Origin of the sequence: Dokdonella sp., assembly GCF_049593775.1 — a bacterium.
GTDB lineage: Bacteria > Pseudomonadota > Gammaproteobacteria > Xanthomonadales > Rhodanobacteraceae > Dokdonella.
On the sequence record NZ_JBAWHJ010000342.1, the window covers coordinates 1 to 15,967 of the forward strand.

Annotated in this window: 12 protein-coding genes and 1 pseudogene; 2 read left to right on the forward strand and 11 right to left on the reverse strand. The window is 58.2% G+C overall.

Annotated features, from left to right (window positions below):
* Nucleotides 1-210: pseudogene (locus WBP53_RS11855) on the reverse strand (DesA family fatty acid desaturase); the annotation flags it as partial.
* A 291-nt stretch (nucleotides 211-501) separates the two neighbouring features.
* On the reverse strand, nucleotides 502-1,716 hold the full coding sequence (locus tag WBP53_RS11860; RefSeq protein WP_423929171.1) for a trans-sulfuration enzyme family protein: 1,215 nt from the start codon (nucleotides 1,714-1,716) through the stop codon (nucleotides 502-504).
* Nucleotides 1,717-1,821: 105 nt separating this feature from the next.
* Here WBP53_RS11860 and WBP53_RS11865 point away from each other — a divergent pair, with 105 nt between their 5' ends.
* Nucleotides 1,822-2,295 (forward strand): Lrp/AsnC family transcriptional regulator, encoded by a 474-nt coding sequence (locus tag WBP53_RS11865; RefSeq protein ID WP_423929173.1) that lies wholly within the window; start codon nucleotides 1,822-1,824, stop codon nucleotides 2,293-2,295.
* A 185-nt stretch (nucleotides 2,296-2,480) separates the two neighbouring features.
* Here WBP53_RS11865 and WBP53_RS11870 read toward each other — a convergent pair whose 3' ends face one another.
* The 7 genes from WBP53_RS11870 to WBP53_RS11900 form a co-directional block, all read right to left on the reverse strand.
* Nucleotides 2,481-3,227, reverse strand: coding sequence for a YggS family pyridoxal phosphate-dependent enzyme (locus WBP53_RS11870; RefSeq protein ID WP_423929175.1), 747 nt, complete (start codon nucleotides 3,225-3,227; stop codon nucleotides 2,481-2,483).
* Between the two features lie 245 nt (nucleotides 3,228-3,472).
* On the reverse strand, nucleotides 3,473-4,786 hold the full coding sequence (locus WBP53_RS11875) for an amidohydrolase family protein (RefSeq protein ID WP_423929177.1): 1,314 nt from the start codon (nucleotides 4,784-4,786) through the stop codon (nucleotides 3,473-3,475).
* 137 nt (nucleotides 4,787-4,923) lie between these two features.
* The gene (locus WBP53_RS11880) at nucleotides 4,924-6,468 is read right to left on the reverse strand and encodes a choice-of-anchor Q domain-containing protein (RefSeq protein WP_423929179.1); all 1,545 of its coding nucleotides are present in this window, start codon (nucleotides 6,466-6,468) and stop codon (nucleotides 4,924-4,926) included.
* Nucleotides 6,469-6,669: 201 nt separating this feature from the next.
* Nucleotides 6,670-8,871, reverse strand: a complete 2,202-nt coding sequence (locus tag WBP53_RS11885) for a patatin-like phospholipase family protein (RefSeq protein WP_423929181.1) — start codon at nucleotides 8,869-8,871, stop codon at nucleotides 6,670-6,672.
* 247 nt (nucleotides 8,872-9,118) lie between these two features.
* Entirely contained in the window at nucleotides 9,119-10,129 is a 1,011-nt protein-coding gene (locus WBP53_RS11890; protein ID WP_423929183.1) for an SDR family oxidoreductase, read from the reverse strand.
* Between the two features lie 124 nt (nucleotides 10,130-10,253).
* Entirely contained in the window at nucleotides 10,254-10,862 is a 609-nt protein-coding gene (locus tag WBP53_RS11895) for a hypothetical protein (RefSeq protein ID WP_423929185.1), read from the reverse strand.
* 18 nt (nucleotides 10,863-10,880) lie between these two features.
* A complete protein-coding gene (locus WBP53_RS11900; protein ID WP_423929187.1) occupies nucleotides 10,881-11,813 on the reverse strand; it encodes a Ku protein in 933 nt (310 codons plus the stop codon).
* A gap of 145 nt (nucleotides 11,814-11,958) precedes the next feature.
* On the opposite strand from WBP53_RS11900, the gene ligD reads away from it, so the two are divergent.
* Nucleotides 11,959-14,520, forward strand: coding sequence for a DNA ligase D (ligD, locus tag WBP53_RS11905; protein ID WP_423929189.1), 2,562 nt, complete (start codon nucleotides 11,959-11,961; stop codon nucleotides 14,518-14,520).
* A gap of 658 nt (nucleotides 14,521-15,178) precedes the next feature.
* On the opposite strand, the gene WBP53_RS11910 is transcribed toward ligD, so the two are convergent.
* Complete coding sequence (locus WBP53_RS11910; protein WP_423929191.1) at nucleotides 15,179-15,427, reverse strand: hypothetical protein; 249 nt, start codon at nucleotides 15,425-15,427, stop codon at nucleotides 15,179-15,181.
* 139 nt (nucleotides 15,428-15,566) lie between these two features.
* A complete protein-coding gene (locus WBP53_RS11915; RefSeq protein ID WP_423929193.1) occupies nucleotides 15,567-15,770 on the reverse strand; it encodes a hypothetical protein in 204 nt (67 codons plus the stop codon).
* Between the last annotated feature and the right edge of the window lie 197 nt (nucleotides 15,771-15,967).

A 15,967-nucleotide genomic window follows, 5' to 3' on the forward strand; every position in this document is an offset into this window, starting at 1 on the left:
CACCATGGCGGTAGAGAACCACGCCCAGAAACGGAAGAAGTGCGCCAGTATCGGATGGAAGTCGACGCCTCTATGGGCCTGACTGCGGTGCAGGTACAGGGTCACCGAGAAGATCGTGAACTGCGAGACAACGATGAAGTAGAGAACCAGCATCGGCCAGGACGCATTGACAAGGCCCTGAGTCAGGAAAGTCACTATCGAATCAAACATGTAGTTCCACCGGAAATGAGTTGATCAATCATACGCGAGCACTGATGCGGTAACCAGTTACTCCTGTCCCAACAACAACATACGTCTCCGCATGGTCATCGTGTAGCGGCACCGCAGATATACGAAATGGTGACGGAAACGGACAACATCAAGCGCACGGCTCCCCAACTTCGGGGCTCCGGAGATCGCAGGTTGGTGGCGAGCCTGCGCACCCAACGGCCAATCGGCCCTTTTCTCACCTCAAGTCAAACCCGGCTGGATGCGTGGTAGCGCGTTGCCTGGCGGTTTTCCCTACGCGGCATCCCGCAAACGCTGTGCGGCGAAATCCACGGCACACGTCAACGCCTGATCAAGATCACTCCAGAGATCCTCGACGTGCTCGATGCCAACCGAAAGGCGCAGCAGCCCCGGCGTAATCCCGTGGGTTTCGCGGGCCTGCTCATCGACCACGCGATGGGTAAGGCCGGCCGGATGCTGGATCAGGGTGTCCACCGAACCGAGACTGACTGCAGGCGTGATCAGTTTCACTGCAGCCATGGTTGCCGCCGCAGCCCCAAGGCCGCCATGCAGTTCCATTGCCATCAATGCACCGGGGCCACGCATCTGGGCTGCAATGCCATCACCGACCAGCTGGCCGTTTTCGTTTCCGACCATGCCGGGAAAGTAGACCTTGGCGACGGCTGCATGGCATGCCAGGCGTGCAGCAATTTCGATGGCATTGGCTTGTGCGCGTTCCACGCGAAGTGCCAGCGTGGCCAGGCCTCGGTGCAAGAGATAAGCACCCAGCGGATGCAGCAAGGCACCCGTCAGTGCACGCATCTGGCGCAAGGCCAGCGCATCCTGATCCGCGCAGCAGACTACCCCGGCGATCACATCACCGTGACCGCCAAGAAACTTGGTCGCGCTGTGCAGGACGTAACGTGCACCCAGTTTCGCCGGGTTCTGCAGGATCGGCGTGGCAAAGGTCGAATCGACCATGACCGGCACATCGCCGGCCGCCGCCACCACGGCGCGGATATCCACGAGTTTCAGGGTGGGATTGGCCGGAGTCTCGACAATGATCAGGGTGGTGTCATCACGCCTCTTGTCCGCAATGTCTTCGACGCTGACAAACTCGGCTTCAAGCCCCAGCGCGCCGCAGGCGAGCAAATGGTCGGCACTGCCGTAAATGGGTCGCACCACCAGCACATGCGATCCCGATGCGCGACGCGCCAGCAACAATGCACTGAGCGCTGCCATACCCGAACCGAACGCCACGCAACTCCCGGATCCTTCGAGCTCGGCAATGGCCTGCTCGGTACGTGCCACCGTGGGATTGTGCAGACGTGCGTAGATCGGGTTCTCGGCCTGCGCGGCACCACCTACCAGGGCGTCAAAACTGGCCGTGCCTGCGGCCAGGTCATGTACCGGATAGGTGGTCGAGAGGTCAATCGGCGAAGCATGGACGCCGAGCTTGGCGAAATCGTCGCGGCCGGCATGGACGCTGCTGGTCTGGATACGGCGCATGGGGATCTCCTGGCAGGATTTGTTTCGAATGCGCCACAATGATGAAACAATTCACGGCCTGCGAGGCGTGAGCCGAATTTAATTCCAGAAACCGGGCCGATTGTGATGCTTGACCGAACAGATATCGAATTGCTGCGGCTATTGCGGAAGAATGCACGGCTGCCGAACAAGACGCTGGCCGAAAAGACCGGGATCGCGCAATCCACGGCGCTGGAACGTGTGCGTCGTCTGAGAGAGTCGGGGGTACTCCAGGGCTACCACGCCGAAGTACTACCGGCGGCTATCGGAATCGGCCTGCAAGTCATGGTCGCGGTCCGCATGAGCCGGCACTCACGTGAATTCATCGACAGCTTTGTCGCCCACATGAGCAAGCAGCCTGAAATCCTTGCCCACTTCCATGTCGCCGGTGCCGATGATTTCCTCGTCCACCTCGTTGCCCGCGATGCCGACCACCTCCGCGAACTGACCTTGAGCATCTTTACCGAGCGCGAGGAAGTTGCCCATATTCAGACCAACCTGATCTTCGCCTTCCAGCGAAATACGGACCTGCCCGTTTACCTGTCGCCGGAATCCAGGTGATCAGGCCTGCCTGACGAGGACGCGCAGATGATCGCGCAGGCCAGACGATCCAGTCGCGAAAGCGCTGCACGCCGTAGATTTAACGGACTGGAATCCTGTGCTTTTCTTGCTGGCTGCGCGCTCGACAGGCACGCAAGAGGAAGAAGCCCGGTTCCAGAGGCGAATGCCTATCGGGAACGTGTCGCTCAGGGCTTCGCTGCCTCGGGCCAATAGTAGGAGTCCGGGTAGGCCCGATCGCCAAATATTGCCGTGCCGATGCGCACTTCGGTGGCACCCTCGGCAATGGCAAGCGGAAAATCGCCGCTCATGCCCATCGACAGTCGCTGCACGTCGTGGCCATGTGCGAGCGCAGAGTCACGCAATTCGCGAAGCATTCGGAAACATCTGCGAACCTCGCTCTCGTCATCTGAATGAACTGCCAGGGTCATCAGGCCACGTACGCGCAGCGTGTCGAACGCGCGCAGCGCATCGAGAAATTCCGGCAACTGAGCGGGCGGTAGCCCGTACTTGGTTTCCTCGATCGAGGTCTTGACCTGGACAAGGACATCAAGCGTGCGGCCCTCGATCTGCAGACGCCTGTGCAGTGCTTCGGCCAGCTCCAGTCGATCCAGCGACTGCACTTCGCTGGCTAGGCGCGCGACCTCCTTCGCCTTGTTGGTCTGCAAGTGGCCAATCATGATCCAGTTGATCGCACAATCGGCAAGCGGCTCGAACTTGGCCTTGATCTCCTGCACCTTGTTCTCGCCGAACCGATGTTGTCCGAGTGCAACTGCCTCGCGGATGATTTCCACCGGGAAGGTCTTGCTGACCGGTAATATCCCGACCTCGGACGGATCGCGACCTGCTGCACGGCACGCCGCATCCACGTGCTCGCGGACCACCTTCCAGCGTGCAGCCAAACCACTCTCGGAAACTGTCACATCGATGCTCATCTGCCGAACATGGGTGCCATATCGAGCGTGATCAAGCCTGCATCGAGACATGGATCATTCGCCATGCCTCGCCTGTGGGTGTGCGCGATCAGCGGCATCGCCTGTGCCGCGCCCGGATCCGGCAGGCCTGGACAGTTCCCCCACAACACTGCAGGGGAACGTCGTTGCCTTGGGCCACCCGCGGGATGAACCGGACAAGGCTGCACGCGAATCAGCACTGTCTTCGCGCGACTGCCCGGTCCCGGCTACTCCGCTTCGCGAACAATGGCGCCCTGTTTCATCACCATGATCGGCCGCTCGGTTGCGCGGATGTCCTCGAGGACATTGCCAGGTACAGCAACAATGTCGGCGAACTTGCCGGCCGTCAGGGTGCCGGTTTCATTTTCCACGCCGAGTAGCTTGGCCGCCCCCTGGCTGCTGGTCATCAGGGCATCCGCAGGCGTCATGCCGAGCGCAACGTAGTCGCCAAACTCGCGTGCATTCATTCCGTGCGGATAAACCGCGGCATCAGTCCCGAACGCAATGGGAACGCCGATCTTCATTGCATTCCTGAACATCGCGTCATGCGAATCACCGGCAGCCTTGCCCTTGGCAGCAATCTTCGGCGGGTAACCGTCGAGCTTGTCGAGCACCCATACCAGGGTCATGCGCGTTGGCACGAGATATACGCCGTTCGCCTTCATGGCCTGCAGGGTATCTGTCTCAAGAAAACTGCCATGCTCGATGGAATCAACCCCTGCATCAACCGCCTGCTTCGCGGCAAGATCACCGTGACTGTGAGCCGCCACCTTGCGACCCCAGGTATGCGCCTCACCGACGATGGCTGCCAGTTCCTCGGGTGTGAGTTGCGGCACATCGACCGGATCGGATTCCGAAAGAACCCCGCCCGAAGCACAGATCTTGATCAGATCTGCCCCGTACTTCATCTGCAGGCGCACTGCCTGCCGGCATTCGTCGGCTCCGTTGCAGACGCCCTGCAGCGGACCTGACAACGCGATCCTGTCCGGCGGAAACGGGGAGGCGTCACAATGACCGCCAGTCGAGCCCAGGGAATTGCCGGCGACCAGCATGCGCGGGCCTTCAACCAGCCCATCATTGATGGCATTGCGCAAGGCGATGTCGATGAAATCGCTCGCACCCACTTCGCGAACCGTGGTCACACCAGCCTGCAGCGTGACTTTCGCATTGTGCGCGGCATGGAAGGATTGCTCGACCGGAAACCTGAGCATGCCCTCATAGAAACCCTGCGCCCAGTTCTCGTTGTTGTCGAACGTCAGATGCGTGTGCGCATCGATGTAGCCTGGCAACAAGGTGGCGTTCCCGAGATCAATGACGCGGCTGCCTGCCGGAATCTCCGCGCCGCTGCCCGTCCCCACGATGTTCTTGCCGCGCACCACTAGGACTCCGGGGCTCTGCAGCTTTCCACTCTGGCCATCAAACAGGTGCGCGGCCTTGAGCACTACCGTCTCTGGATCCGCCGCGTTCGCCGGCGCATTGGCCAGGGCAAGCAGGAACACGGCTGGCGCAGCAAGGAAGAATCCGGACGTTTTCGATCGCATGAAGCACCCCCCAGGTATGTGATGCCTTGAGTCTACCCTTCAACGGGTCGAATGATCCACGCCGATGCTGGCAGCGACAGGGGCCAACTTCGCACCCGCACATTTCAAGATCAATTCATACAGCGCGCCCTGTCAGGTCAGTCAAATCCGCTGCTGAAAATCAGATCGGGCTGAAGTTCGTAGGCGCCGACATCGACTGCCCCGACACGTGGCATTCCACGTTGATCGGTAGCCAGCGAGCCAACCGCCGTTCCGGCATCGACCGCAATGGAAGCAACTGGCAAGGCCATGGTCTCGGTCAATCCACCATTGCTTCCCATTCCTGACAATTGTGCGTTGGCGAATACCGCACCGGGCGTCACGGCCCCTTCTTGCTGGTTGGAGACCGGCCGCGTCTGTGGCCACTGAATGTTGTTGCTGCCACTGACCGGGTATCGAATCGTCCAGGGGTTGTAAGCATTGCCTCCGGTGTTGTTTTGCAACACCGTATTGCGCATCGTGATCGGCAAGCCGTTGCCATTATTGATGCCACCGACGAAACAGACATCGCAAAGTGCCGAGTTGTTGGCCACGGTCAGGTTTTGCAGGACGATCCCGCCGCTGCCCTGCAGATTCATGGCACCGCCCAGCCCGGTGCGGGCAATGTTTCCGGCAAACGTGCTGTTGCTGATATCACCTGAAGCACGGATCAGAGTAGCTGTCTGGTGGTCGAAAATGGAAAGTCCGCCATAGCCGGCAGCCTGATTGTCGCGAAAAGTCGACCCGCGAATCGAGAATGGCCCGCCCTGGAGATAGACTCCGCCCGTATGCGCATTGGTGGAGCCGGCACTGTTGTTGCCCTGAATCGTGGAGTCAAGAATGCGGGTGAAGCTGGTCGTGTCGTAGACCGTCGTAAACAGCCCGGCGCCATAGGCATTCGACTGGTTGTTCAGCAGCCGCACACGACACAGGTTCACGAAGCGGTCGCCACCGTCCACACCGATCGCACCAGCATTGCCGCCATTGCCAGGATTTCCACCGGTGCCCGTGGCAGAATTTCCGGAAAGTACGCTGTCGTACAGATTGATCCGCCTCGAGCCAAGCGAATAGATCGCTCCGCCATTGGCACCGGTGTTGCCATCGAATTGCGTCGAGACGACCGTCAGCTCTGCTGCACCTACGGCGTATATGCCTCCACCGCCATCATCCTGAGCGACAGTGATGGCGTGATTGTTGGTAAACCGCGAATTGAAAACACGAATGGATACGGCTTGCCACGGACCGCCGGTGGGCTTCCATAATCCGGCGCCGGATCCGCCCGGCGTCGATCCGCTCGCGATCGTCGCGTTGAGCAAGTCAAAGGTATAAGTCAGGTTTCCCGGATTGTCGACGCGCAGTACGCGACGCTGGTTGCCACCTGAAAGGGTAGCCCCGGCGGCATCCAGGCTGCTACCTCGGGTCACCCTCAATTCGGCGTTCACGGTGAGTGTCGAAGTCCCGATATTCAGTCGAACCGGGCCACCGGCATCCAGCGCCGCTTGCAATGCGCTCGTGCTTACGCTCCCAGCGCTGCCGTTTCCCAGGACCACGGGATTGGCGAGCTGCGGAGCAACAGGAGACGCGCAGTCGAAACTGGACTGGGCGAAGCAGTGAGCTGCCTCGAAGGTCAGCAGTATCAGAAGCGGCCATCTTGGCAGGGGCATGGCATGGCCTGGTGTCCAGAGACCGCGATTCTGGATGAGGAACCCTTGCATTTCCGTGATGCGGATTCAGAAGCGGGGCGGAAGGCCCCCGGGCATCAGCGAATTGTGGATGCACGGCCTGCCAATCCCGGGCCATGTATCGTCATGCGTCGTACATCGCCCCGAACTTCAAAGCAATCTCGCGCACCCTTGCTCGTGTGCTCAGAATGCTCGACCTATATCCAGAAAGAGGACTTGTTCACCCCCTTCCCTCATGCCGATGCCGAACAGCATGGGCCCGACCCATGAATCGAAACCCGCGAACAGGCTTGCATTGAGCACACCATCACTGAAACTCATGTCGCTGCGTTTCTCCCAGGCATTACCGTATTCGATGCTGCCGCCGAAGGTTGTCGAGCGCCCGAAGAACTCATTGAGTTTGTAGGTGTAGCCCGCGATCAGGATCGCGTAATTCTGGCCGGTCAACTCATTGAACTTGTATCCGGCCAGACGATAGCGACCACCGAGGCGATAGAGACTTTGTATGGGAGCTATACCTGAAGTGGTGACGTGATAGCGGGCGCCGTACTGAATGGCATGCTTGTTGAAACTGGTTGCCCCAAATGCATCGAAATCCAACTGGTCGAAGTTCGAATCGCCGCCCAGCCACTCTCGGGAAACCGAATAACCAAGCGACGCGTAGTATCCATTTCTGGGAAAGTACAGGCTGTCGACCTTGTCGATCGTGTACAACACTTCTGCCGTGCTCTGGTCGAAACTGAACCCCTCCAGAGACGGATCTCCAACCTCGACATCACCGTTTCCCGCTGCCCGCTGCAGGCCAACGGAAAGAATTCCGTAGTTGCTGAACTCATGCGCCGCCCTGGCCTCTATGGAGAAGATCCCCACGTCATAGATCGAGGTTGCGTTCCCCTCCGCGTCATAGACGCGAATGTTCGGATTGTTGTATCCGGCACTGGCGTAGATCAGGTTGGTGCTTTTTGCATCCAGCGGCCTGAAGTATTCGCCTTTCAATTCCGGCTCGCTGCCGATCGCGGCGGAGATGCGTCCTTCAGCACCCAGCGGAGAAAGCGGGGAAAACAATAGTGCCGCACGCAAGTTGCTCTGCGATCCGCCATCAAAATTGGAACTGACGTTCAGTCCAAGCTGAAGGTAGTTGGGACCTTGCGACTTTGCCCTCGCCTTGATCAGGACGCCCGTGCTGCCATCTTCCTCGATCAGTTCGTAGTTGACACTGGACAAGGTTCCCCGGCCATAAGTGCGCAGCAGCCCTTGTTCGACCTGGTCCATGTCCAGGGGCTCGCCAATTGGAATGTCGATCTCGGACAGCACGACCTCATCAGAGTATTCGGTGTAGTTGTCCAGCCTGACAAACTCGACGACAGGCATTTCGGTCACGCGATTCGGTCGCGCCGCGACCCAACGCTGGTAGTCGGCATCCGGAATGGACAGGCGCGCCAGCTTGGTGCGAGCCGCTACGGCAGCCTCGAATCCAATCGCCAGCGCCTCCTTGGCCTTGTTGAAGTCGCCGGTTGCAACTTCGTTTCCAAGCGGCGGAACTACAAGAATGTCCTCATCCGTCAGTGAATCCACTTGTCTGCGCGTGTTGCTGACCGTCATCATTCCACTGATCTGGGACACGATATCCAGCAAGCTTGCATCCTCGGCCAGCTTCAACAACGGCGTGCCTACATCAACCGCGATCACGATGTCGGCACCCATTTCCCGGACGACGTCAATGGGAAGCTGATCAGCCAAGCCACCATCAAGGAGAACCTTTCCGTCCAGCAGTGCGGGCTGGAATATTCCAGGCAACGACATGCTGGCACGCATCGCGAATGCGAGGTTCCCACTATCAAGGACGACCGCCTCACCGGTATTCAAATCTGTCGCAACGGCACGAAACGGAATCGGCAGCAGATCGAAATCCGAAATCCCCACCACGGCGACGGTCTCGCGTTCGAACATCGCCACAATGCGCTGCCCCTGCAACAACCCCGGCGAAAGCTTTACCTTGTTGCGGCCTATTCCGATGCCGACTGTCGTCAGCCCGTCACGATCATCAAGCTTCTCGCGATAGGATCGGTCAATCCGACCAATGGAATCGTTGAACAAGCCCTTCCAGTCCGTCGAAACAACGAGCTCCTCCATGTCGTCGACACTCATGCCCGAGGCATAGAGGCCGCCAGCCAGCGCACCCATGCTTGTCCCCGCAATGCAATCGACCGGGATCTTCAGTTCTTCGAGCATGCGTATCACGCTGACGTGGGCAATACCGCGAGCCCCACCGCCGCCAAGCACGAGCCCGATTCGAGGACGTTGATCGCCCGCCTCACGTGTGCCGCACGACATGTTGTCAGCAGGCGTCGATGCCCAGCCTTCCCCGGAATGCGTAAAGAACACGAAAAGGCTGCCCAGCATCAATCGTGCAAGTAACCATCGCGAACACCATACTTCCGGCATTTCCTTGACTATCAAGATCTTGGCCTCTCCAACGATTTTGTTATGCGGCGACCGACTCGAACCTCACCGAATGGTACATCGGACATGACCCAAAACCGGGAGAGCGCCTCAACTTCGCCCCTGGTCGCTTCGTGGCCTGCACAACGCACGGGTTCATCACGATGGCTTATCTGAAGGTCAAACAACGTCATCCTCCTGGTCCGCCCATTACCGGGAGGACTACGCCATTGATATAGCTCGCGCAGGCTGGCGCAGCAAGGAATACATAAGCCGGGGAGATTTCCTCTGGCTGTGCTGGTCGACCCATGTCACTCTCGCTGCCGAAATCCTTGATTGCCGACGCTGATCGATCAGCAGGATTGAGTGGAGTCCAGACCGGTCCTGGAGCAACAGCGTTTACACGAATCCCGCGCCTCAACAAGTTGCTAGCGAGCGAACGCGTGAACGCGTGGATCGCCCCCTTCGTTGCAGAGTAGTCCAGCAGGTGTGAGCTCCCGAGTAGACCTGTTTCCGAACCGGTGTTGATGATCGAAGCACCTTCCTCCATGTGCGCCAAAGCAGCCCGCGCCATGTTGAAATATCCCGCGATGTTGGTCTGCAGGGTTTCCTGAAGATGTCGATCATCAAGATCGCTGATATCGAAACAGCTCTGCTGGAAGGCGGCGTTGTTGACAAGCACATCCAGACGGCCCCAAGTCGAGACGGTCTCGTCGACCACGTGTTCGCAGAAATCCCTATCGCTGACGTCGCCCGCTGAAATCAGGCAGCGTTGACCTTCAGCTTCGATCGCGCGTTGCGTGACCCTGGCGTCCTTGTGTTCGTTGAGATAGGCAATCGCCACATCAGCCCCCTCGCGGGCGAACAGCACGGCAACTGCGCGTCCGATCCCCGAGTCGCCTCCGGTGATAATTGCGACCTTGCCCTCAAGCTTTCCGCTGCCTCGATAGCCCGGCGCATTAAACTTCGGCTCAAGTGCAAGATCCGCTTCCACACCTGGTTTGGCCAGATGCTGCTTGGGAAGCGGGTTCTCTGGCTGCTTGCGCGCACCTGCCTGCACAGGACTGGACTTCGACTCGGCCTTTCCAGCGCATTCATTGGCATTTTGCGCACGCTCGGCAATGGCGCGTTGACGCTTGACCGTACTTGCGGCGCGCACATTCCAAGGGTTTGGTTTTGCTGACGATGATTTCGAAGGCACGATGGTTCTCCGCAACGGGGGTTACGGCGATCATGGAAAGCGAACGATGGCCCGCGCGTGAACGAAAGGCGTTCCAGCGAAATTCGCGCTCTGGACATTCAGCAAAGCGACGGAGTGAGCCGAGTCAATCGCGAAACCCGTCGACAAACCAGCGCCAAAGTCGCGGCTCGAAAATCTCCTGAACTGGAATGCCTATTGCGTCCCAGCCGGCAAGCTGATTTCGCAAAGCAATAGCGCGAGCTTTGGCCAACGCGGGATCTGCATTGAAGTGCAACGATTCAACCCACTCAAACTGCTGGTTGCTCCAATCGCGGATGACCGCAACCTGTTTCATCCAGGCCTCGCGAAACCAGGGCGCGAGAGGCGTGTGGAACAGGTAGCCCAGCGTCTCACTCATCGCCTGCATCTCGACCATCGCTTGCGAATCGATTCCGCGAAACCACTCGTGCTTGCCACCTGCGCGCGCTCTCGTCGCAAGCGGCGCGACGCAGCGTTCAGCAGCGAAGTCGGATTTGAGCCGGGCTTCAATCGCACGCGCTTCATTGACATGATCTGTCTCGATCAAAGCGCCGCGTTGAAGATCGAAAAGCGCAAAAAATTGCGGGTGAAATGCCCGCATGCGGATCCATGGATCTCGGGCAAAACCGATCTTCTGGGTATCCTCTTCACGACATGGCAGCAGATAGACAAAACAGCGGCCACGCGACAAGGTTCGCCACGACGGCTCATCCATGATCGTGCAGCACCCGATTCATGCGCGCTTGCGGGCAGTTTTCGTTTTCTTGTGTGCCGCTGCCTTGCGCTTGCTTGTCGCTGCTTTCTTGGGTTTGCTTTCCTTCTTCCCTGCGGCCGTCTTCTTTTTCGCAGAAGCCTTGGCCGGCGTGCGCTTGTTCGACGCAAGGCTTTTCTTCAACAGAGACATGAAATCGACGACATTGGTCGTGGCATCTTCGGGCACTTCGGACTCGTCCTCGATTGTCGGTGTGACGTCCTTGGCTTTCACGCGTTTCTCGATGACCTTGCCCAGGCGTTCCCGGAACTCGTCCTTGAAATCACCCGGCTTCCACTCCGAAGACATCGATTCGACAAGCTTCTCCGCCATTTCGAATTCGGCTTTGGAGATTTTCGCGCCTTCCGGCTTGGCTGAAGGCAGCTTGTAGTCATCGACATCGACGATCTCCTGCGAGTAGCGCAGCAGGTTCATGACTAGCGCATCACCTTGTGGAAAAACCGCGCAAAGATACTCACGCGTGCGGATGACTACCCGGCCAATTCCAATGCGCGCGGTCTTTCGCAACGTGTCTCGTAGCAGGATGTAGCCCTTCTCGGCTTTCTTGCCCGGGATCAACACATAGGGCTTTTCGTAAAAAGCCGGGGCAATCGAACCGGCGTCGACGAACGCCTCAATGTCGATCGATTCGTGGCTCTCGGGCGCCGCCGATTTGAAATCATCGGGCTCAATCACGACGTAGCTGCCCTTCTTGTATTCGAAGGCCTTGACGATACTTTTCCACGGCACCTCTTCGCCGGTATCGGCATTGACACGCTCGTAGCGGATCGGTTTCTTGTCACGCGAATCCAGCATGCGAAAATGCAAGTCAATCTTGCGCTCCCCACTCATGACCGATATCGGCACATTGAGCAATCCGAATGAAAGCACGCCGTTCCAGATGGGCCGGGCCATGACGAATCTCCGCTGCTGTAGTTGGCCCATCCTAGCGCAACATCTCGTCAGACCGCGGGCAATGGGATGCGGTCATTATCGGCAGATTCATCTACCGGGTGATATCCATGCGAGCCGCATTGGCTGACACGGGTGCACCTCGCGCATGTCATTGACACTCTATCGCCAGAAGCGAGATTTCTCGCAAACTTCCGAGCCCAGCGAAGGCGGGAAGCGCGGTGGCCGGATCTTTGTCGTCCAGCTCCATCACGCGTCCAGACGTCACTATGACTTTCGTCTTGAGCTTGATGGCGTGCTGAAGAGCTGGGCGGTGCCGAAAGGGCCAAGTTTCGATCCGTCCGTCAAGCGACTCGCCGTTGAGGTTGAGGATCACCCCCTTTCCTATGCGACTTTCGAGGGCGACATTCCCGAAGGCAACTACGGGGCTGGTCATGTGGATGTCTTCGATCATGGAACATGGGCGCCCACGGGCAGCGCTCGCAAAGGACTTGAAAACGGCGATCTCAAGTTCACCTTGCATGGCGAGATTCTGAAAGGATCATGGGTGTTGGTACGCACGCGCATGCAGGGCAGCAAGCAGCAGTGGCTTCTGATCAAGCATGACGACGAGTACGCCGGAGCAAGCGAAGCCGATGATTTCGTCAGCTCGGCAACGAGAGTCAAAAAGGTAGTTGCCAAGCGTGACACGAAAATGGAACGCGATTCGCCGGTGTCAGGAAGAAAGCCAGCTGCGAAGTCGAGATCGCCTTCACTACCGGGAGCCAGGCGAGAAACTCTCGAAGAAGGTTTCTTCTCTCCAGAGCTCTGCCGCGCAGCCGATGCGCCTCCAAGCGGAAACCGTTGGCTTCACGAAGTCAAATGGGATGGTTACCGCATTCTCGCGAGCGTCGTTGATGGACGAATCCAGCTTTGGTCGCGCAACGGGAACGAATGGACCGAGAAGCTGCCGGAGCTTGTCGAAGCACTTGAGGCATTGAAGCTGAAAAATGCCCGCCTGGATGGCGAGATCATCATGCTCACCGGCGGCGCCGTCGACTTCAATGGCCTGCAGGCTCGCTTTTCCGACGAGGAAATGGCGCCAGTGCTTTACATGCTGTTTGATGTAGTTCACGCCGAGGGTCAATCATTTTGCGATGTTCCCTTGCAAGAGCGCAAAGCGTGGCTTGCCAATCGTGTTGGGCGCTATCCGCATCCGTTGCTGCGCTACTCCGATCATCAGGTCGGCAGTGGTGCGGCCGTCTTCTCCCAAGCGGTCGATGCTGGCATCGAAGGTATTGTCAGCAAACGCGTCGACAGCATCTACAGCGGTACGAGAAGCGCTGCCTGGGTGAAGTCGAAAGGTCGACTTTCCGATGAATTCATCGTGGTCGGTTTTACCGAACCGAACGGCAGTCGCGCAGGCCTCGGTGCCTTGCTGCTAGCCAAGCCAACTGCGGATGGAGGGTTGCGCTATGTGGGTCGAGTCGGCACTGGCATGAGTTCAGAGCAATTGATCGATCTGCGCGCCAAACTTCAGAAAACGGTCGTCAAGAAAGCGCCGGCAAACACTTCTCTCATGGCGCGCAAGGACCGAAGCCTGACGATCTGGGTGAAGCCTAAACTTGTGATTGAAGCATTCTATCAGGGGATCGGCGGCAAGGGCCTGCTGCGGCAACCTGCTTTCAAGGGAATCCGACTGGACAAGTCGCCGACGGAGGTTTCGGTACAAGCGGAAGGTGGAATTGAAATGGATAACAAGCAGACGGCCTCCAAGGGGTCGACGAGCAAGGCTGCGGGACGGAAAAAAACTTCCGCCGCGAAACCTAACCTAGCCAAGAAATCGAAGACAGAACGCGAATGCGATGAAGTGACCATTACCCATCCTGATCGGGTCGTTTACCCCAAATTGAAGCACACGAAACAGGACGTCGCGGACTACTACCTCGAGGTGGCGCCTTTGATACTCCCGGAGATTGCGGGAAGGCCACTATCGGTGGTGCGCTGCCCCGGCGGCACCGGCAAAGCATGCTTCTTCCAGAAACATGTTGGCGAAGGAAGTGGGGATCATGTCCACGGTGTCGCCGTCACCGAGAGTGAAAGTGAGGATGACGAAAACCCTTATCTTTGCATAGACGACGAGCAAGGCTTGCTCGAGCTTGTGCAATTGAATGTGCTTGAGTTTCATCCTTGGGGTGCGCGTTCGAGCGATCCCGAGAATGCCGACCGGATTGTTTTCGATCTGGATCCACATCCTTCCGTCAGCTGGGATCGCGTCACAGCGTCCGCTCAATATATGCGCGAGCAATTGAAGGTAGCCTGCCTTGAATCCTTCCTGCGCACGAGTGGCGGTAAGGGATTGCACGTCGTGGTACCAATCCGTCCCGCAGCTGCTTGGGAAGAGGTTCGCAACTTCGCTAAATCGGTATCAGAAGCCTTGGCTGGGCTTGAACCGGGCGAGTTCGTGGCGGTATCCGGCAATAAAAACCGCAAGAACAGGATTTTCGTTGACTGGATGCGTAACCGTCGAGGCGCGACGAGCGTGGCGTCCTATTCGTTGCGAGCACGCGATTCTGCCGGTGTAGCAATGCCTTTGGCGTGGTCAGACCTGAAGCATATTGAATCCGCCGACGCCATCAATCTGGGCAACGCCGTCGAATGGATCCACAAACGCGGAAGTGATCCCTGGGCCGGCATTTCTTCGGTGCGTCAACGTCTGCTTCAGCTCTAACCTCTCCGTCGACGCACTCCAATACAAAGGCCGACCGAAAGAATTCCCAAACATCCCAGTGAATATCGCCTATGCCTGGGCTGGGACATTCGCGGAAACCAAGGATGGCCTGCCCTTCTTCGGCCCACATGACAGGACCGGACCGCGCGGTCATTTCGCAATAGCGTACGGTGGCAACGGCATCCCCTGGATGCGCCATCGGCGCTGAGATCATTCGTGATCGCTTGCTCCGCGATGGACACCCCTGTGCCGAGCTATTCGGATGATCCGGTCTGAAACTCGGATGAAGCGATCAATGCGTCAATCGCCGGTCGCGGAGCCCCATGCGGCTAAGTCACGCTTGGCTAGCTTGCGCAATGACACTGGCGAAGTCCCCGGTTTTCATCGTCGCCGACTATCCCCGATCCTCCTGAGCAGCCAGCACTTGCAAGCTTGCTCGATGCAGCCGTAGGCACAGTCACCAGAACGCTACGGAATACCCCGGCCGTATGCCGCAACTTCTATATCCATCCGGGCGTCATCGAAGCCTGGAGAGAAGGCAGCTTGCAAAAAGTCGTATCGGCCGAGGAGATGCGCTTCCCGCGCAAGCGCGAACCGGCGACATTGCGCTTTCTACGCAGGTGCCGGAAAGCGTTGAACCGGGGGCCACAAATTGAAATCATTGGATGGCGCTCGCCCCAGATCGGTTCTTGATCACACCACGAATATTCGAGAACGCGAGGCCAATTTGCAGGATAACCAAAGCATAAGTTTCAGACTCGATGCCCCACAAGACCCAAAGCAAGTTACTGACGAGAAAAACCCAAAAACCCTGATCGCGGCGCTTTTTCGTCGTCGACGCGACCAACCAGGCGGCGAGCAGGGTGACAATCATCGCCGGCCACTGAAGAAGATCGAGTTCGTCCATTGGAACCTCACCTGGAAATCGATGTTTCAAGCATGCTGTCCGATCAGCCCAAGAACGCCTCCATACGGAAAACCAGACTTGTCGTGTGCCCGTCTATGTCCATCGAGACATTGCGCCGAGCCCTGATCACATGGCTTTCTTAATTCCCTTGCGCATCAGCAAGGCGCTCGACTGGCCAGCCAGTGGCAAAGCGCAATAGCACGGCTATCTGCATCATGAACCAGAACATCAGGCCGGTCTTGTCCAGCGACTTAGCTCCGCGATTGATCAGGGGTTCCCATCGTCTGCGGAGTCGACGTTCCACAGTCGCCATGCTTGCACTCGCAATGAACGGAGTAGTCATCGGTGCTCTTGGCCTGGGAGCGGCATCCATCACCGCAGAAAGCACCAGCTATATCGACTCGGCACTTGCAACTGGGATTGGCACATTGGTCTTCTACTTGCATGAGAATCTCCTGTGGGCGGGTAATCAACAGTGAACCTAATCGAGCGCGATACTCTGACGGCGAAAGAAGAACGGTCGCCTTTGAAACGAGAGGG